The 20,061-nt window shown below is 44.8% G+C and carries 16 protein-coding genes; 9 read left to right on the top strand and 7 right to left on the bottom strand.

Annotated features, from left to right (window positions below; translation table 11 throughout):
* Positions 1–44 precede the first annotated feature (44 nt).
* Positions 45–2,459, bottom strand: coding sequence for an O-antigen ligase family protein (locus V202x_RS24355; RefSeq protein WP_197993077.1), 2,415 nt, complete (start codon positions 2,457–2,459; stop codon positions 45–47).
* Positions 2,456–3,577 (bottom strand): MraY family glycosyltransferase, encoded by a 1,122-nt coding sequence (locus V202x_RS24350; protein ID WP_232098683.1) that lies wholly within the window; start codon positions 3,575–3,577, stop codon positions 2,456–2,458. The genes V202x_RS24355 and V202x_RS24350 overlap by 4 nt, the downstream gene beginning before the upstream one ends.
* 284 nt (positions 3,578–3,861) lie before the next feature.
* Between V202x_RS24350 and V202x_RS24345 the strand changes: the two genes are divergently transcribed.
* A complete protein-coding gene (locus V202x_RS24345) occupies positions 3,862–4,707 on the top strand; it encodes a hypothetical protein (RefSeq protein WP_145179401.1) in 846 nt (281 codons plus the stop codon).
* Between the two features lie 54 nt (positions 4,708–4,761).
* Here the strand turns inward: V202x_RS24345 and V202x_RS24340 are convergent, their stop codons facing one another.
* Positions 4,762–6,393, bottom strand: coding sequence for a sulfatase (locus tag V202x_RS24340; RefSeq protein ID WP_232098681.1), 1,632 nt, complete (start codon positions 6,391–6,393; stop codon positions 4,762–4,764).
* Between the two features lie 415 nt (positions 6,394–6,808).
* Here V202x_RS24340 and V202x_RS24335 point away from each other — a divergent pair, with 415 nt between their 5' ends.
* The 5 genes from V202x_RS24335 (at position 6,809) to V202x_RS24315 (ending at position 12,276) form a co-directional block, all read left to right on the top strand.
* Entirely contained in the window at positions 6,809–7,270 is a 462-nt protein-coding gene (locus tag V202x_RS24335) for a hypothetical protein (RefSeq protein ID WP_145179400.1), read from the top strand.
* Between the two features lie 459 nt (positions 7,271–7,729).
* Complete coding sequence (locus V202x_RS24330; protein WP_145179399.1) at positions 7,730–8,890, top strand: DUF6655 family protein; 1,161 nt, start codon at positions 7,730–7,732, stop codon at positions 8,888–8,890.
* A gap of 435 nt (positions 8,891–9,325) precedes the next feature.
* A complete protein-coding gene (locus V202x_RS24325; protein ID WP_145179398.1) occupies positions 9,326–9,841 on the top strand; it encodes a hypothetical protein in 516 nt (171 codons plus the stop codon).
* A gap of 178 nt (positions 9,842–10,019) precedes the next feature.
* Entirely contained in the window at positions 10,020–11,474 is a 1,455-nt protein-coding gene (locus V202x_RS24320; protein WP_232098679.1) for a sulfatase, read from the top strand.
* A 106-nt stretch (positions 11,475–11,580) separates the two neighbouring features.
* Entirely contained in the window at positions 11,581–12,276 is a 696-nt protein-coding gene (locus V202x_RS24315; RefSeq protein WP_145179396.1) for a DUF1080 domain-containing protein, read from the top strand.
* Positions 12,277–12,526: 250 nt separating this feature from the next.
* Here V202x_RS24315 and V202x_RS24310 read toward each other — a convergent pair whose 3' ends face one another.
* A complete protein-coding gene (locus V202x_RS24310; RefSeq protein WP_145179395.1) occupies positions 12,527–12,958 on the bottom strand; it encodes a hypothetical protein in 432 nt (143 codons plus the stop codon).
* Here V202x_RS24310 and V202x_RS24305 point away from each other — a divergent pair.
* Together V202x_RS24305 and V202x_RS24300 are read left to right on the top strand one after the other, a co-directional pair.
* Complete coding sequence (locus tag V202x_RS24305) at positions 12,957–13,454, top strand: hypothetical protein (protein ID WP_145179394.1); 498 nt, start codon at positions 12,957–12,959, stop codon at positions 13,452–13,454. The two genes, V202x_RS24310 and V202x_RS24305, sit on opposite strands and share 2 nt — an antisense overlap.
* 15 nt (positions 13,455–13,469) lie before the next feature.
* Positions 13,470–13,694: a hypothetical protein gene (locus V202x_RS24300; RefSeq protein WP_145179393.1), complete on the top strand. Its 225-nt coding sequence runs from the start codon at positions 13,470–13,472 to the stop codon at positions 13,692–13,694.
* Positions 13,695–14,302: 608 nt separating this feature from the next.
* Here V202x_RS24300 and V202x_RS24295 read toward each other — a convergent pair.
* The 3 genes from V202x_RS24295 to V202x_RS24285 all read right to left on the bottom strand — a co-directional run bounded on the left by V202x_RS24295 (position 14,303) and on the right by V202x_RS24285 (position 18,699).
* Complete coding sequence (locus V202x_RS24295) at positions 14,303–15,079, bottom strand: hypothetical protein (RefSeq protein ID WP_145179392.1); 777 nt, start codon at positions 15,077–15,079, stop codon at positions 14,303–14,305.
* Positions 15,080–15,226: 147 nt separating this feature from the next.
* On the bottom strand, positions 15,227–16,342 hold the full coding sequence (locus tag V202x_RS24290) for a type I restriction endonuclease (RefSeq protein WP_145179391.1): 1,116 nt from the start codon (positions 16,340–16,342) through the stop codon (positions 15,227–15,229).
* A gap of 602 nt (positions 16,343–16,944) precedes the next feature.
* The gene (locus V202x_RS24285; protein WP_145179390.1) at positions 16,945–18,699 is read right to left on the bottom strand and encodes a proline--tRNA ligase; all 1,755 of its coding nucleotides are present in this window, start codon (positions 18,697–18,699) and stop codon (positions 16,945–16,947) included.
* A gap of 389 nt (positions 18,700–19,088) precedes the next feature.
* Between V202x_RS24285 and V202x_RS24280 the strand changes: the two genes are divergently transcribed.
* The gene (locus tag V202x_RS24280; RefSeq protein ID WP_145179389.1) at positions 19,089–20,060 is read left to right on the top strand and encodes a 3'-5' exoribonuclease YhaM family protein; all 972 of its coding nucleotides are present in this window, start codon (positions 19,089–19,091) and stop codon (positions 20,058–20,060) included.
* The last annotated feature ends 1 nt before the right edge of the window (position 20,061 follow it).

Here is a 20,061-nt window from a genome sequence, read left to right as displayed (position 1 = left end):
GTAAATGATACCCAATGATATTATGAACCTAAGGTTGCCGGAGTTCAATTCTGATTCCTATGACTTAGGTTAATTATCTCTTTCATTTTATTTAAAGTCTTTTCACTCAGATATTTGTCAATGTGTTGAGCTTGATGATTCGCCTCGTCTAAATCAATGGCTTGTCTTGCCTCGCCCTGGCTCTCATTTATTTGACCTGCCTCAAATAAAACTTCGGCGAGAGCAGCTCGATAGCGGGCATTATTAGGATAGCCGGTGACTGCCTGATTCAGGTTATCGATGGCATCATCTAAGTCAGCTTGTGTTTTAGATATATGATATTCTTGGAAAAATTTCTGCCCTAACTCAAAGTAACTGAGTGGGTTGAAGGGATTCCGCCTGATAGCCTCTTTTAGTTGCTTTACTCCTTGATCAAATGCATCACGGTCATCGTGCTCGCGCTGAGTCCATTGGTTAAAATTTATCTGTGCTAAAGCTTGCCAGGGACCGGGAGAAAGTGGGTCTGTCTGGGTTGCTTGTCTGAAAAACCGTTGAGCACTCTGGGCGGACCGACCACGCAGAAGTGCCTGTTCGCCTTTTATTACGAGTCTTTTTCGGTGGATTGTTGGCGCAAATGATGACCAGACGAAGAAAACAATCATTAAAAGACAGACAAATAAGAGTAAGGTTTTCAAATGTATAGATTTCAGAGGCTTAGATTTACCAGAACTGCTCTTTAGTGGCAGGTTTCCACTTTCATGTGCCTGTTGACAGGTAACAGGCACAGCCAATGCGAGGAGCAAAAACCATGTTTGGGTGATGGCTGGCATGGCAATGCCACCTGCTCCCAGCAGATGAATACTGAGAGCAACAAACCCGGCTGCTAATGACAGCGAAAGTAAAGAGGAGCGGTCCTCTATCTGCTGGAATTCATCGTCTGTCTTCCAACCCAAATTCAACATAAAATAAAGTACCAACCAACCGAGGCAGAAGATCCAGAGCAGGGTTTCATCAATGGATTGTAGAAATAATTGAATCCCCCACAAGAATGGGAATGCGAATATAAAACCGAGTAGCAAAGCCACTTGACTGGTAGACATTTCATTTTGAAACGAATCTATTTCAGTCTTGGATTCGTTACTGGAAGCTGATGGTTTGATGACCCAATGATAACAGGCCAGCATAAGAACGGTTAATAAACCAGTGAAAGCTATCATTCCACCATTGGCCCAGACATCGAGAAACAGGTTGTGAGGATCCGCAATTTCTTCACTAGAGCCAGGAAGCTTGTATTTCAAATAATGCTCGCGAAAGTTTCCCGGACCTGTTCCCCAAAGCGGGGATTCTTTTATCAGATCCCAGGTAGCAGTCCACCATTCCAGCCGATATTTCAGTGATTTGGGAGCTTCTGTCAAAACCTCTTTATCAAAACCACCACTGAATGTTGCCAGAAGAAAAAAGCCAAGCAATATGATCCCAGCCATGCTTCCCCATTTGATCGCTTGCTTTTTCCATGCCTGACTTTGTTCTTTGTGTCGAATCAGCTTCAGTATACCAAGACTAACGAGGCCTCCCACCACGCCGACCCAGGCAGTGCGGCTTTTCGTCAGGATCAGGCAATAGCCGATGAGGATTGTGGGAAGCAACAGGATCCAGGATTTGAATCGACTTCCTTTTGAAGTGACATGTCTGGTTTTGTCAAAAAGGGCATGTACCGTCTGTGAAAATGCAATCAGAAATCCGACTGCGAGCAAACCGGCAAATGTATTTGCCAATGCAAACATACCTAATGGCTCTGTGCTATCCAGCAGACGTTGTTCAAATAGTTGTTGGCCGCTGCCCGATAAGGCATCAGCGGGGACACCCATTGATAGGAGTTTCTTCTGAAATTCGGAACGCTCGGCCGGCGTGGAAGCCGTATCAAATTGCTGTCGCGCGGAGAGATATTCTTCGGCTAATTGGCCATACATCCAATGATGTTGCCAGATTCCATAAACCGATAACAGGACAATCGTTGTTAAGAGTCCTTGTAATAAGACTGTGCGCAATTGTGTGGTAGCAATGATTCGTCGAATTAACGAGAAGGAGAGTCCGAGGGATACCCATTCCCACATTAGATTCAAAGCAGCTCGTTTCTGTCCCTCGGTAATCAAAATCATCACCATCGTTGCGATTACCTGACCTGAAACAAGTAGCCATACCCCAAAATCGTAGCGGTCAAGACGAGGCGTCCAGGAACGATCCAATAGTAAAGAGCTAGAAAACAGAATGACGACGATGAACCAGCCAAGCGCTATGTGTAGTGTATCCCCCTGTGGAGCTGATTCTGCAGGCAGAAAATAACGTGTTGTGATCAATGTGCCAACAAGAAACAGTTGAACTCCGTTCAACAACGAAAGCAGTGGATGGTGTTCAGGCGCAGCGGGATCGGGTTTGCTATGAGATGACTGTGACCGATGTTGTTTTCGGCGTTTACTCATTCTCGATTTTTCCGACCTGCGTTTTCCAGTATTGTGACAATAGAAAGCACACACACAATCAGTAATATGATGAGTAATGCTGCATCCCATGACGAGACTTCATAGAGAATCAGCCCCGCGACTCCCGTTGTCAATGTTGCCAAATGGATGGTAAGAACAGTATTTCGTTTACTCAGACCAAGTTCCACCAGGCGGTGAGAGAAATGGCTTTTATCGGCATGAAAAGGGCTGCGTCCCTCTTTTAGTCTTATCACCATGACCGTACAGAAATCGTAGAGCGGAATTGCCAGAATACAAAGAGGGGCCAGGATGACATGTCGGCTGGCAACGGGTTCTCCCTGTGCTGAATTGCCGGAGTAAAATGTGCCGAGGATCGTCATTGTGGAGAGGATCAAGCCAATAAAATAGCTCCCGGAATCTCCCATGAAAATTTTAGCAGGAGGCCAATTGTGACATAAAAAACCAGAAATTGAACCAGCGAGAACCAGTAACACACCAGCAACGAGCCATCGCGGTTCACTGGTAAATCGCAACATAATCAATGCAAACAGCACCGCGGCGATTAGACCGATTCCCGATGTCAATCCATCCATGTTGTCCAGAAAATTTAAAGAGTTAACGAGCACAATGATCCAGGCCACAGTCAATAACATGCCGATCCACGGCTGCTGGATAAAAAGTGTTCCTCGCACACCTGCAAAAACCAACCCCATTGCAACCAGTAGTTGAATGATCAAACGCGGCTTCCATGAGATATTGATTTTGTCGTCAAGCAGCCCCATGACAGATAGGATCGTTCCACCAGCCAGCACAGCCCATAACAGTTGTGAGCGATAGAGTACTCCTTCTAAATGTGGGGCTAGTTCCTGTGGGATCCAGGAGGGAGTCGCGCCTGATTTCAAGAGAATCAAAACAATCAACTGGGCCATGCCAATGGGAACAACGACACCAAGCCAGATACCTACTCCACCACCCAACGGTGTGGGATTCGTGTGTACTTTTCTTTGTGCAGGCTGGTCAATGAGTCCCCATTTGGGGGCCAGTTTGCGCATGGCAGCCGTTGCCAGAAAAGAAATCAGAAATGAAGGGACCAGGCACGCAATTACAAAAAATAACATTACAAATGGCATTCAGAAAAACGATAGAAACTCTTGGACGAGAAGCTATTTTTATTAGTTCTCATTGTTTCTAAAGTGATCAGTTGGAAAAGTTTAAAAGATTCAAAAAGATCTAAATAAAAAACTCATAAAGCACTAGTTTGGCTAACGAAATGATTTAGTGATAGCCAAAAATGCGATTCTCATCAGTTTTCGATTGATATATTTGATGTATGACGTACAGTTGACTCTATCAATATAACCAGAGCAATTACCAGGGATTTCGGAGTCATAAAACTTCTGCAATGAACGAATTATTTGAGGAACAGTTTCGTTTCAATCGGGATAGTGTTCCCAATTGGGAAGAGGGGGCCACGCACCGGAAGATGCTTACTGGTCATCTGAATGATCTGGCAGGTGAGAATCGAGGTCGGTTATGTGTTTTAGGAGCAGGAAATTGTAATGACCTTAATTTGAAACAATTACTACATGCATTCAGTGAGATTCATCTGGTTGACATAGATGGAGTTGCATTGGAACGTGCAATTCAGTCTCAGTCCTTAGAAAATGAGCCCTCAATTTTTCTACACAAAAGTGATTTGACCGGAATTGGTGAACAGCTTGCCGCATGGAATGAAGACGACAGTAATGCCGGTTCAAATCTGACTGATATTATATTGAAACTATCTCAGCCGGTGAATTTGAATCTGCCGAACCCATTTGATGTTGTCTGTTCGAGCTGTTTGTTAAGTCAATTAATTCATCTGGTTGTCAAAGCTGTGGGTGATACCCATCCACGATTTGAAGAGACAATGATCGCTATTCGCTCTCAGCATATGCAAACGATGATCGACTTGATGGGGGAAGACGGGGCTGGTTTGCTGGTAAGTGATTTTGTTTCTTCGGCCTCCGCACCAGATTTACCACATGTACCCGACCATCAATTCGAGCAATATCTTTCTCAGCTACTCTCGTCCCAGAACTTTTTTCATGGCGTGCACCCGGGAGTCTTGTTTTCGTTGTTGGTAGGGAACTCTCCCTTCGCGCAGCAGGTACGCAATGTCGAGATGTTACCTCCCTGGCGATGGAACCTTGGATCGCGGCAGTACGCAGTAGCCGCGATCCAATTTTATGGACTCAAGAAAGATTGATCTGATCAAAGTGATGATTGGCTTGGATCAGACGTCTCTTCTTTCAACGAGCACTTATTTTTTTGGTTCAGATTTTTTTCTCTGCGTTGCGCCAGTGGCTCTGGGGTTGGGTTTGATGTAAAGTGACGGCGGATCTTTTTGCACCGATCCTCTGTCATCGGGAACCTGATACTGCTTTTGTAATCGTTTCAGTTCTGCCTTAAGTTCTGTAACAACTTGAGCATACTCTGGATCATGATAGACACTTTTCATTTCACGGGGATCTTTTTTCAGGTCATAGAGTTCCCATTCCCCCAGATTGTAGAAATCAATTAGTTTATAGCGTTTCGTACGAACTCCGTTATGGCGGCGTACCATATGGGCTGAACGACGATCATTATAAAATTCATAGTAATGATAATAGAGGCTTTCGCGCCACGCGACTTCATTTCCTTTAAAGAGTGGTACTAAGCTGACCCCTTGCATATCTTTTGGTATTTTTGCGCCTGCAATATCGAGAAATGTTTCTGCAAAGTCGAGATTGGAAACCAGATCATTATTCACACTGCCTGGTTTGATGACTCCGGGCCAGCGTGCCACAAACGGCATGCGATAAGATTCCTCGTACATGAAACGCTTATCGAACCAGCCATGATCTCCCAAATAAAACCCCTGGTCCGATGAGTAAATCACAACCGTATTTTTCGCAAGTCCCGACTTCTCCAGATAGTCGAGCATACGCCCCACATTTTCATCGACCGAGGCAATGCACCTCAGATAATCCTTCATATAGCGTTGGTATTTCCAACGGACCAGGTCTTTACCCGTGAGCTTTGCCTTGCGGAATGCTCTGTTTTTGGGTTCGTAAGCGGCATTCCAGACTTTTAATTGTTCGGGAGTGAGATTTCTGGGAGGCGTTAATTTCAAATCGAAGGGGGTCATTGTGGTTGCAATGGTCATATCCTGTTGTTTGGCTGCGGTCCCGCGCCCTTCATAGTTATCGAACAGGTTATCGGGTTCGGGAATGGTCACTTCATCGTACATATGTAAATACTTCGGTCCCGGTTGCCAATTGCGGTGTGGTGCTTTGTGTTGGTACATCAGCATGAATGGTTTATCCGTATCTCGGCTATTTTTGAGATAGTCAAGTGCGAGATCAGTAATGATGTCCGTCGTGTAACCAACGTGTTTGACACGTTTCCCGTTTTTGATCATGGGGGGATTATAATAGGGACCTTGGCCAATCAGAATTTCTGAATAGTCGAAACCGGTGGGTTGGGTGGCAAGATGCCATTTTCCTACGATGGCTGTCTGGTAGCCATTTCTTCTCAGGATTTTGGGAAACGTTTGCTGTGAACCATCAAATTTATTGCCATTCTGTTTAAAGCCATTCAGGTGACTATGTTTTCCGGTCAGAATTACAGCTCGACTGGGGCCACAAATACTGTTTGTGCAGAAACAGTTATTAAAGATCATCCCTTCACGAGCGATGCGATCCAGGTTGGGAGTTTGGTTGATTTTTGATCCATAACAACTCATGGCATGTGAAGCATGATCATCCGTAAAAATAAACAGGATGTTCGGTCGCTTATGCTCATTGCCATTCGCTTCTGTGAGGTCGTAGCTCATTAAGAGCAGAGAACTAATGAGTGCGCCCAGCATCACTGGAATAGAGAATCGGTTTGAGAGATTAGAAAGAGCCAGCATGGGGATCATCCTCAGTTTTGGAAAACGGTTGGTATTAAATCAGAAGAGTAGATATGCAATTTTCTTCTATCATGTAGGTTTGGCAGAGGAAGTGCAAGTTTTGTGATATTCGAAAGAGTTGACGGAATGAATATAGATCAAAAAGAAGCGATGTAGAAATTACAGCTGAATGTGAAGTAGAAAATGCACTTTTCTCTGATACTTTCGATACGAAGGAAATTTATTGTTGTTAAAAAACGTTTATTGACAGTGAGATAGGTGAATTCTGAAACAGTTGCCTCGTATTTGGTACGGAGGTTGCTTTTGAGAATCTCTGTAAATTTATGATGTCTCAGAGGATTGAGACCAGTTACGGAAACACAACTGCAGCCGGGCAATGGATTGCTTGCCCCACCGGTTAAAAAAGGAATTGATCATGTTAGAAAACGTTTCTCCCAAAGTAATTCACAAACTCATGGCCGCCGAAGGTTATCTCGAATTGGGAATGCCCATTCAGGCACTTGAAGCATTACACGCGCTGGAAGATGCAGGTCTGCTAGAAGCTATGCGTCTCTATTTGATTGGCGAAGCCTATCGTCGACAGGAAAAATACCATGAGGCCATTGAACCTTTACATCAAGCGGCTCGTCTGTTTCCTGTCATGGAAAGCCGAAAAGCCTGGTTTTCATTGAGCGAATGTTTTCGTCTGGGGGGGTATTTGGAATTGGCGGAAGTCGCTTCGCTTACAGCAGAAGCGGTCGAAGAAATCGAAGAAAACTACGAGGCGCTTTACCTCGAACAAATCGGTCGTCCTTTTATCGACTGGTCTGACATTTCATCCCGGATGACCGATTTTGCGGAGCCAAATCGATTTCATTTTCCACGAAATCCCAAGTGAAAAATCTCAAAATTGGATAGTTTTTTGCTTGGATTTTGGACGTTAAGTGTTGTTAAGTCATTTTACAGCAAATATTAAAGAGATATTTGCAGAAACCAAAGTCATATTTGAGTTTTGTCATGTGTTCGCTATACTCCGCCTGTCAATTTGATACCTTAACCACTCTCAATTAAGGGTTCATTCTGATAAACGTGTGTCATTGATCGTAAAATCGCATAGATCAAGGCAGAGTTACCTCCTGGTCAAAGTTCCTTCCTGGTTCTGACCACCATTCCCACACAATCAAACAGAAATACGGATGAGACTATCGATGTTCGCATTGACCTTGATAGTAGGTTCACTACGTATAGACGTTCCATTTCACACTGTCTTCCGGGCTACGATCGATCGGGATTTTCTGAAAGATCTGTGGAAGACGTGTCGACAAAGTAAGTGCTGAAACACGATCGCTCAAAACTCATGACTGATTTTAATTTGTTCATCAAGAACGGCATCTCTGCATTTTTGCTGATTATGCTGCTGGCCCTCTCACAAGGGTGTGGCAAGATGATTACCAATAGTGCGACCGAGCAGTTATTGACGTCCGATGCCGTTGATCAGACGATTTCTCAAATCGATTTCAGCAATCTGGCAAATAAAAAAGTCTTCTTTGACACGTCGTATATCAAAAACATCAAAGGAGTGGGGTTTGTAAATGGCGACTATATTATCAGTTCATTACGACAGCAGATCGTCGCAGCCAACTGTTTGATCCAAGAAAAAAAAGAAGATGCTGATTATGTGATCGAAGCGCGTGTCGGCACCCTGGCGACCAATGGGCATGAAGTGAACTACGGAATTCCTGCCAGTAATATGCTTTCTTCCGCTGCATCATTAGTTCCCACAGCCCCTAGTATTCCAACGATTCCTGAAATCTCGTTAGCAAAGAAGAATAACCATAGTGCCGCAGCCAAGATTAGCGTGTTTGCCTACAACCAGAAAACACGTGAGCGCGTCTGGCAATCTGGTGTTCTCCAGGCTAAGAGCACGGCTCGCAACACTTGGATTCTCGGAGCAGGACCATTTCAACGGGGAACAATCTACAAAGATGGAACTCAGTTTGCGGGTTCGAAAATTGAGATTCCATTGTCAGGTGGAGATGAATTTTCTAATGCGAGTACAGTCGATTACCAGGAATCCGCACGGTTCATTGAAACTCCTAAGTCTTCCTCAAATAAGGGTGACACTACTAAAAAGCGTGAAGTGAAAACACTGGAAGAGTGGATTCAAGCTGAGACGACTAAAGAAAAAGAAAAGCAGAAAACAAAACCCACTTCAAACGCGCCAAAAGTAGAAACCAAGTCTGTAGGCACACAAACGAAAACCGTTGAGGAAGCACAGACTATTCCTGAAGCGAAAGCTGAACTTGATCCAGCGAAGATCAAAACGGTTCTCTTCCTGAAACCAGGAAAAGCAACAAGCTATCAGGATTGGTTACAAGGGGACTCATCCCGAATCTCAACAGTCTGGCCTCAGGACCCCAAACCGCCGCTTAAAAAGACTCCTGAGATCTCCCCAGATTCAAACACAACAGAAAAGTTTGAAATTGACGACACGTTTCGCAAAATTCTTTCTGAATAATACCTGATTGTTACGTAATAGGTTCAGACAGAGGAACGAGAAAAGTCCTCATGCTATTCTGAAGGTGATTCGATTCGAGTTTGTTTAACACGAACCGGGTTGTCATATGACTTGTCTAAATACATGGCTCCCGGTGGTGTCGAATTGAAGAGAACTGCCTATAAAGTGATAGCATTTTGGCTGTCAAAGTGGCACTGTCTAACTCTAGCTGTACGATAGTATTTGTTATGTAAGTATTTGTTATTTAATAAGTTATAGTCTTTGTTTGTCAGGGAAGGCAGGTTTGGCACATCCTATGCGGTAAAATTGAACTAGAAGACTATGAATTTCGTTTTCTAAGATGAAATGGGGATTACTTTGAGAGTGTTCACTAAAGTAAATTCCCCAAACGTTCAACCAGAAGATTCACCCAATGAGGTGGAACGGGAGGTTACAATGATGATTCCTCGAATTCCTCAAAAAACGGTTCGCAAATTGATTGCAGCTGAGGGCTATTTAGAACTGGGAATGCCAATACAAGCACTCAGAGAACTGGATAAAGTCACTGATCCGGGATCATTAACGGCCTCCTATTCTTTTCTACGAGGAGAATCACTGAAACGAGTTGGCCGCTACTCAGAAGCGATCAAACCATTACAATATGCTGCTGATTTGTTACCCATTCCACATAGCCAGTTACCCTGGAAATCATTAGAGACCTGTTATCGGGAAAGTGGTCAGAGTGAATTGGCCGACACAGCAGAACGCACCGCTGATGAAATCGCTTCAGAAGCAAATATCCATCTACGATTTGATCCGCTCGGAACACAATTCAACCCCGTCATGCATCATGAAGTTCATCTCACGATTTCATTTGAGCCTGCTCAAGAAGCAGATGAACCAGACTCTGATGAAAATTTCCTGCTCGATGAAGAGTCGGAAGATTTTGACCTCGATCCTGATGAAGAATAGAAGAATCATTATTAATGATTCTTTATGAATCACCTCTCTAATTAGCTCTAAAACAAATTTGTAACCTTAAGATTGAGAAGTCTTGCCTGATTTTGTACGGTAGAGATTGCCAATTTAAAATGGCAATTCTATATCTTTGATTCTTTTGATTGAGGTTGCGTGCACAATGTGCGTTCTAGTGCGTTCGTTTAACTGGCTTTGTTTTCTTTTTTCCTTAGTTCTATTAAATCAATCTGCTTTTGCAGAGGATAAAACATCACCAGCCAGACCCAATATCATTTTGATTTTTGCAGATGATGTTTCCTGGAATGATCTCGGTTGTTATGGGCATCCCACCATTCGAACTCCGAATCTCGATCGCCTCGCGAAAGAGGGGCTGCGGTTTGATAATGCTTATCTCACGACCAGCAGTTGTAGTCCCAGTCGTTGTAGTGTGATCACAGGCCGCTATCCGCATAATACGGGCGCTCCCGAATTACATACACCGCTTCCCCAAGGTCAGGTTTTGTTTCCGCAACTGCTGCGAGATTCTGGATATTATACGGTTATCTCCGGCAAACAACACATGGGCAATTATGCACTTACTGCCTTTGATCACGTCTCGAAAGGAAAGGGGCCGGGCAGAGAGGCCGATTGGGTTCCCATTCTCAAAAAAAGACCGAAGGACAAACCTTTTTTTTGTTGGTTTGCCTCCGTAGATGCACACAGGGCTTGGCAGGCATCCAAAGAATATCAACCCCATCAACCTTCCGAAGTGGTCGTCCCTCCTTACCTGATCGATTCCCCTGAGACTCGTCGCGACCTGGCGCAGTATTATGATGAAATTAGTCGGATTGATTTCTTTACCGGCAAAATTCTTGATGAACTCAAAACACAGGGAATTGATGACAACACATTAGTTCTCTTTTTCGCAGACAATGGTCGTCCCTTTCCCCGCTGTAAAACCAGACTCTACGACAGCGGTATTAAAACGCCGATGATGGTGCGCTGGCCTGCTGTCGTAAAGCCAGAGACAGTCAGTAAGAGCCTGGTCAGTTCAATCGACATTGGACCGACAGTCTTGGAACTTGCAGGAGCCCCCATTGATCCGCGGATTCAGGGAGTCAGCTTTCAGAAATTGCTCACTCAACCTGATGCAATCACTCGTGACTATGCTTTTGCTGAACACAATTGGCATGTATTCAAGGCACACGAACGCATGGTGCGTTCAGGAGATTGGCTCTACATCCGCAATGCGTGGCCGGAACAGCGGAACCTCTGCGTCGAATCGATTGATTTTCCCTCAGGTGAAGTTCTCTGGCAGCGATTTAAGGCGGGTAAATTGAATCAATATCAACAGGATGTTTTTTTAAAGCCTCGACCCAAGGAAGAACTCTATCTCGTTACGGAAGATCCATATCAGTTTAACAATTTGGCCGCGAAACCAGAGTATGCTGATGAATTGGCGCGGCTGAGAGGCGTATTAAATCAATGGACTGAGGAGACAGGGGATACGATTCCAGAGAATCCGACTTTGGATCGAAATCAGCGACCCGGTGCACCCAAGCCGCCTGAGTTTGAACACCGTGAAATGCCGGGAGATGCAAAGCAGGCACATGCGATTAATGCGCCAGGACCCGTTCGGGCCCGCTAATTTGCTGGATTCAGATTTGGCTGCTCGATTTGATGCTACGGCTTTGGTACGATACTTTTTGCTTGAGATGATATGACAACAATATGATTTTACTTGGAGAGAAAAAATGACACGATATCGAGTCTGGGGATTGAGCCTGGCCGTTCTAGCGGCTGTTTGTCTGACAGGAAGTGTGCAAGCTGGCGAGAAGTCTGGCTGGGTAAATCTATTCGATGGCAAGACGCTCGATGGCTGGGTTCAGCATAATGGGACCGCCACTTATAAAGTGAAGGATGGTACGATTGAGGGGACGACTTCAGAAGGGAGTCCGAATTCCTTCTTGTGTACCAAGAAGAACTACGGCAATTTCGAATTGGAGTTTGAAGTTAAAGTTCATAATAAACTCAATTCTGGTGTGCAGATTCGTAGCCAGCAGGAGAATGGCGATGGTCGTGTGAATGGTCCTCAAGTAGAAATTGAAGCCAGTGGCAATAATGGTGCCGAAGCCGGCTATATTTATGGCGAAGCGATCAAATACAAAGTTGACGGTAAACTCAAAGGCATTGGTTGGATGACACCCGACGATCTGCGCAAGCCACATAAATATCTGAAAGATGGGGAATGGAACAAGTTCCGGGTCATCGCGAATGGCCCACGGATTCAAACCTGGGTGAATGGCAATCAAGTCTCAGATCTAACCGATGAGAGAGTTTATAAGTCGCATCCAACAGGCTTCATTGGTCTGCAGGTCCACGGCATCAAAAAGGGAACCGGTCCTTACTCGGTTGCCTGGAAAAATATTCGGATTAAAACACTCGACTAGACTTTCTGGATCTGCTTTTTAAAAGCATCCGAGTCTCATTTCGCGTTAATGAATCAAGGAGAGTCTGTGTCAATCAGGCTCTCCTTTTGGATTTCACTCGTCTGACAATCGATGAGATCTGGTAATCCCTGAAATCGAGATGATTCAACAAACACAAAATTCTGAACAAGACAGAACTGACAATCTGTGAATCTGAACTAAAAACAGTCATCATGAGTCATCGTGGGTATTGTGAATCAGCTCATGAAGATCACCAGCAGACTAAGATCCACTTGACTCGACCGCGACGAGTCTCCTCTTTCCATTTGGCACAGAACCCCGGTGAAATTTTCGCACTTGACGCCCTCGCGCCGTTCTTGAAACTCCCTGATTCTGCGTCGCGCGCGCGAGGCGCGTTTTTCTGAACACTGCTCACCACGCACCACCTCAGTTTGTGCATGCGAAAAAGCGTCTTTTTTTCCACATTTTCACCTGAAGCTTCAGAACCGGTTCCCCATGTCTCGTATTGAGTCACCCTTTTTGAGCACGCTTTCTGAAGCCACAAGCGAAACCAAACTGCGATTTCGTACCACTTCCGAGACATTAAGGCGCATAAGTTTCTCTTGACCCCTGTGTGCCGTTGGGCATGATGAGACCCACTCAACAAAGCAAGCTCGCCTTTAAATAAAGGAAATATAAGCATGACAACTCTCACCTCTCAAACGAGAACCAGAATCAGCAAAGAACAGCAAATTCAACTGGTACAGCTTGTAAAACATTTACTGAGCCTCGGAAAACATCCTTTGGAAATCAAACGCGCGGTCACTCTGGAATTCAACCTTTCCACACGTTCGATTAACCGCTATATCGCCCGTGCCCGCCACGAAATGGTGGAACGTCTGGAAGTTCCGATTGAGCAGTTACGTGCCGAATCGTTCTTCTTTTACGTCAGCGTGATCAACGATGCCAAATCCACTCAACGCGAACGCCTCCGCGCCCGCGAACGCATCGATAAACTCTTAGGCCTCGACAAACCAGCCCAATCCCGCGGCAGCCTCTGGCAACTCAACCTGACCCCGGCAGACATCCAAAACATGTCCGACGAAGAACTGGAAGCCGCCTACCAGAGCCTGCTGAAAGAAGCTAACGAACAAGAGCAAACCACACCATACCGAATAGCGCCCACTAGCCCAAGCTGAAAATGGAGAAGTGCATTGAGTATACGTAGGGGCAAACCCACGTGTTTGCCCGTCAGAGTTGGTGTGATTGTGATGCGTCATGCGGATGTTTTACAAGGTTCCATTTTGGGAGTGAATCGATGGAACGTCGTAAGGCGGGGCGACACATGGGTCGCCCCCTACGAGTGTGATGTTTGTTGGGCGATATCAGGCTCTGGTTATCTTTTTAATGTCACACCAATGACGTCGGCAGCGTCGTAGTTTTTCGTGCTTTTCGTGAATTTCGTGGTAGTAAAAAGCCGAATCGTCATGACAGTGACATTCAATAGTGCGCAAATTTCAAAGCGATCAAACAGTCCCATGAGCGACAGTGCGCTAGCACTCGGTAATTCGAAAGACCGTTTTCACTCACAACAGTAGGTGCCATACCACAATTCCCAGAATTCACTGTGTGCCACTGTCGGCTCGTCCGACAGTGATGGTCTAGAGGCAACCCTCACACCATCGGCATTCAGAATAAGTGAGTAAGCTCAGCTAAAGTTTGGGCCGAGCACAGCTTACTGGAGGTATAAGAGAATTGATGCTTGGTAGAGTGAATTACCACAGAGCAGGGAACCAAATAGTAACTTATGATTTATAAGAAACAGCACCGTCGGACAAGCCGAGCGGTGGCACCCGGCGAATCCAGAGACTAATGACAAATTTTGCTTAACCTGCCGGGATTACGATAGAAAACTTATAGGACTTCACTTGGGTAAAATCATTGTCGTGCAATTATAAAGTGTAAGATCTGTAATGCTCACCAAATTAAATAACTGAAACACATACTGAGTAGCTGCATTATTTGAATTAGAGTTTTGAAGAATTAATTATTGCCGGCTACTCATATGCTCATCGTACACTTTAAGTAATTTGTGATATAGATTATCAGCAGTAGTACGGTCTAGGTGATCCCAGATTTCACCCCTTTCTACTACTCTCGTAATCACAATTTCTTTGTAACAGTCAAATATATGTGTGTCTTTAAGGAAGAATATTATATTAGACCTTTCTTCGAAGATTTCTGGAATATGTTGACGACTTATGGGAATCAACGTAATCTGATCCATTAATCTTGTCATTGAACTTGATATGCCAATATTAGCATAAAGTCGTTCAACAGTAGCTTGTTCATTGGCCAAGTCATCTGGGTAGAAATATACATACTCTTTACGATCTTTAAGGTTTCTAAGAACCATCTCCGCCGTATCTTTTTTCGAAGAATCAGGCTCAAGATCAGGAGTGACTAACCATATCGTTTTGACAACAGGGGATTTTTCAATTTTGTAAATCGCACTTTTATAACTAAGATATCCCTTTTCAATTAAATGACCATACTCCGATTGCTCTGGTTGATCAGTAAATTCTTTTGCGTATTGCTCAATATCTGATAACTTGCTTTCGAGTTGACCTATCAATAATGTCAAGTCAGCAACTGATAACATGCTGAGCCACTTGCCTTTTCTGGCGATATCATGAATGGATTTTAGAGCTCGCTTTAGCTCATCAACTTTCCATTTTGTTTTGATCTTGAACCATATACTTAAACCAGTAGAGATTATTGCTATTGCGATACTCAAATAAGTCGCAATGTCAGTTCCTTTCATCTATCTGATTCCTTTGCGTGTTTGTTAATTTTATCATTCTTATTAACATGCATTTTTAATCATCACCTTCTACTAAAAATGAATGGATAAGCCCGAATAAAATTCGAACTAAGCACAACGAGTAGGAGATCTCAGGGTGATTCAAACTCAACCATTTCCAGTTTCCCTCGCACTTTCAGTCTGCTTCCCATTTCCCTCATACTCTGAGATGACAGCCTTCACGCGATCCGCATATTTAAAAATGTCATCAATACTATCAAGCTCAACACGTTCTTCGTTTTTATTTGAAAAGACTCCCAGGTATTTCTGTGAAGTATTAAAGCGAAGTCGGCAGATGGGCTTGCGGTTGTTATCGTCGAGCAGGATACCGCAATAGCTTTTGGTGTCTCTCATCGTGACACGCGAAACGTCAACCACTTCGCGGAGAATTGCTTTCACAACGTTAAAGCCATCTGTTTCTGCTTGAGTGGTTTCAATACCTTTTCTTTCAGAAGAGCTCTCGTCAGTCTCTTCTGACTCTGCGGCTTCTTCAGCTGTGGCTTCAGATTGATTGGCAGACAGGGCTGTTTTGAGGCGTTCATTAATGCGCTCATTGATAAATTGACTACGTGCGTCTTTGACAATCTTTGTAAACTGCTCAATGACAGGCTGAGTCAAGCGACCATCATAAACCTGATTTGTGATGAAGCGAACAAATGCTTCTGAAGGATTTTTGAGTTCTTCCTCCAAAATTTTCTTAATTGCACCGGCGTATTTCAGAGTACTCGCCGTTGTGAGAATATCTTCCAGAGAAAAAGCTGACTTCGTGAATTTCTTGAGTTCGTTGATATGATGATCTTCAAACTGGAGCATGTTGAATACAAAGAATGGCTTGGAGTCCATTTTGTTTGTTTCATCAATGTCTGAATAAAACTCGTATTCAATTCCATTTGTCAGAATGGCAAACCGCGCTGAGGTGACAGAAAAATAACGGTAAAGCTGTGACGCATGTTGTTTATGTAAATCGGCCCCAGACCATTTACACTCGACTAAGATAATAATCTCATCATCTTTCTTAATCGCGTAGTCGACTTTCTCGCCCTTTTTGGTTCCGATATCAGAAGTGTATTCCGGAATGACTTCGAGAGGATTAAAGACATCGTAACCCAGTGCACTAATGAAGGGCATGATGAATGCATTCTTGGTTGCTTCTTCAGTCTGAGTATACTCCATCTGCTTGGGGATTCTTGAAGCAATGTCTTTCATACGGTCAATCAGATCCATTGTTCCTCCTGTTGTAGAGCAAGAATAAAGTTACATACATGCCTGCTTTTTCAATTGCTGCACCAGATATGGCGCAACGAAGGAGTTCTGGAAGAATGAGCCATCACACTGCTTAAATTAAGAAATACTCTAATCAGTGAGAGTACAAAAGCACACAAACTCAGAACAAATAAACATTATGACATGCGGTATTCCGATGTCAACAATGTAGTTATTTTCAGTTTGTTGCATCAAGAAAGGCCTGACGCAAATGCCGACAGATTGCTGTTGCCTGTAGCAACCCCGAATTTCACAACAGTGATGCTGGACGATTGGAAACAGAATAGACGATTCAGAATGGCCATTAAGAACACGTAGGGGCAAACCCACGTGTTTGCCCGTCAGAGTTGGTGTGATTGTGATGCGTCATGCGGATGTTTTGCAAGGTTCCATTTTGGGAGTGAATCGATGGAACGTTGTGAGGCGGGGCGACACATGGGTCGCCCCCTACGAGTGTGATGTTTGTTGGGCGATATCAGGCTCAGGTTATCTTTTTAATTAATGTCACACCAATGACGTCGGCAGCGTCGTAGTTTTTCGTGAATTTCGTGGTAGTAAAAACCTCAAGCCGGAACATTGGCGGCTTCATATTCCTCGGCTTTGCGAGTTTCAATGGCTTCGAGGATGGGCGTAATGCCGGCATCCAGGGCGATCATTTCTGCGTTTTCCGCAGTGCGCCATTTCGTTTCAATCTCACCATTCTTGAGGCCCTTACCGCCAATGACCACCCGATAGGGAATTCCAATCAGGTCGGCATCCTTGAATTTGACTCCCGCCCGCGCATTTCGATCATCAAACAGCACATCCACACCTGCGGCCTTGAGTTCCTCGTAATAACGTTCCGCGGTCTGCATGACTTCGTCGTCTTTGGTATTCAGTGGAATGACGAGCACTTCATAAGGGGCAATGGAGAGCGGCCAGATGAGGCCGTTCTCGTCATGTCGTGTTTCTGCCAGACCAGCGACAATGCGGTTCACGCCGATACCATAACAGCCCATGATAATCGGATGTCGTTTTTCTTTTTCATCCAGAAACTCTGCATCGAGCGCTTCCGTGTATTTGGTGCCCAACTTAAAGACATGACCAACTTCGATGCCATGCACGATACTGAGCGGCTCACCACTTTTGGGGCAGGGGTCGCCTGCTTCCGCATTCCGCAGGTCATACGTGGTTTCCAGTTCATAGTCTCGACCGACATTGACATTCAATAAATGCGCGTCTTTTTCGTTGGCGCCCGTAACGGCGTTTTCAATCACAGGGATGTCGTGATCCGCGATGATTTTACACTGAATGCCCACAGGCCCGGCGAATCCTGTAGGAGCGTTTGTGACCTTTTGAACGGTTGCATCGTCGGCCAGTTCGACTGCTTCGGCTTCCAAAGCACGTCGAATTTTACCTTCGTTGGCTTCATGATCTCCGCGAATCAGGACGGCAACCGGTTCGTCATCTGCAAGATAAATCAGCGTTTTGATCATTTGCGCTGGCTCGCATCCCAAAAATTTGCTGACCTGTTCAATACTGGTGGCTTCCGGTGTGGCTTTCTTTTCCAGTGGTGCCGCATTTTGAGAGACTTTGATATCAGGAGTGGTGCGACCCGTATCCGCCCGTTCCAGATTAGCCGCATATCCTGAAGCTTCACAGTACACGATCGAGTCTTCACCGTTATCCGCGGGAATCATGAATTCATGCGAGGCATCACCACCAATGGGGCCACTTTCTGCTTCAACGGGCAGATATTTTAATCCACAACGGGCAAAGATCCGACAGTAAGCGCGATACATGCGGTCGTAGATTTCATCGAGTTGCTCAACCGAGGAACTGAAACTGTAGGCATCTTTCATCAAAAATTCGCTCGTGCGCAAAACACCGAAGCGAGGCCGCTCTTCATTGCGGAATTTCGTCTGAATTTGATACACGGTCAAAGGCAGCTGTTTATAACTGCTGATGCAATGACTCATCAATTCGGTGACGACTTCTTCATGGGTGGGACCCAATGCCATGGGAATGAGTCGATTCCCTCGTGGAACGTCAAACTGAATCAACACAGAACCAAAGGCATCTTTGCGCTGGGTGCGTTCGAACAACCCCAGTGGTTGCAGCGCGGGCATATGCAGTTCTGCAGCGCCGGCTGCGTCCATTTCTTCACGAACAATCTGAGCCGCTTTTTGCACGGCTTTCCAGCCGAGCGGGAGATAGGAGTACGCGCCCGCCATCAATTGACGAATCAGCCCCGCCCGCAACATTAATTGATGACTGGGGATTTCTGCATCGGCGGGAACTTCTTTGATGGTGGGGATCAGGGTATTCGTCCAGCGCACGTTATTTCCTTAAGTGTTTGATTTGAATGTGTTTACGTGAATATTATTTGTTTAAGTTAATTGTGAGGACGCCATCCTTGTGGATGGCCGCGTATTCTAGCAGAACAGAATCGTATTCAAAAGGTTCGGCTTCAGTGCGAAGGAAAATATTCAAATTGACCTAAGTCTATGCTCATAAGTGCCTTGTTTGATTTCAGTCGAATCAGCTGAGCCCGTTCTTCGGATTTACAGCAAAGCCGCGAAAAGCAAATAGGACAGACTTTCAGAACGGACAGGTGCCGGACTTGTTGAGCAGAATCGAACGGCTTAAGATCTTTCTATTGTGATTCTTAGAGAAACTTAAGATCGATAACAGCGTTTTTTTGTGTGATACTGAAAGCCGATTCGAGATGTCTCGTCAATATATCAATCAATTGAAGGATGGTGATACGGTAAATGAAGTTTACCTGTTAGTTGATAAGCAGTTACGTGCAAATCGCAATGCCAGCCTTTTTTTGTCAGCAGATTTAAGAGATTGTACAGGAGTTGTGAATGCCCGCATGTGGAATGTGCTTGAAGAACGGATGCAGCATTTTCAGGCAGGCAACTACGTGCAAGTGAAAGGAAAAGTGCATCTTTTTCAAGGCGCGTTACAGGTGATCTTAACCTATATCGAACCTGTTCCTGCAGAAAACCTGGATCCGGCTGAATTTCAACCTCAAGCCTCACAGGATGTGCAAAAGCTGTTGGCTCAACTGCGTGAGATCTTACTGGGCATCGAAAATAATGAGATTCGGACTTTAATGGAGTGTTTTCTCGTTGATGAAACGCTTATGGAAGAATTTTGCAAAGCACCTGCCGGGGTCAAAACTCACCATGCTTATCATGGTGGCTTGATTGAGCACGTCGTTAATCTGATGGAAACCGCTCAACGTCTGGCTGACTTGTATCCCAAAGTCGATATGAGCCTCTTGTTAGCGGGGATTTTCTTACATGATATCGGAAAAGTACGTGAACTCGGTTACGAAAACGAATTCGTGTATACCGATGAAGGACAGCTATTAGGTCATTTGATCATTGGCGTGGAGATGTTGACGGAAAAGGTGAATGCCTATCAGGAAATGACGGGAGAATCGTTTCCGCGAGAAGCAGAACTTCGACTGAAACATATGATCGTCAGTCATCATGGTACTTATGAGTTTGGCAGTGCTCGCTTGCCGATGACCCCCGAAGCAGTGGCATTACACCATCTTGATAATTTAGACGCCAAGGTAAATGAGTTCGCACGATTTATTGATGATGATCTGAATTCGACATCAAGCTGGACCCCTTATTCGCCCCGCTTGCAGCGAAAATTATTTAAGGGAATGACCGAGGATTAAG

Source organism: Gimesia aquarii, from assembly GCF_007748175.1.
Classification (GTDB): domain Bacteria; phylum Planctomycetota; class Planctomycetia; order Planctomycetales; family Planctomycetaceae; genus Gimesia; species Gimesia aquarii_A.
Note: the sequence above shows the minus strand (reverse complement) of the source record. Positions and strands in the feature narration are given on the sequence as shown.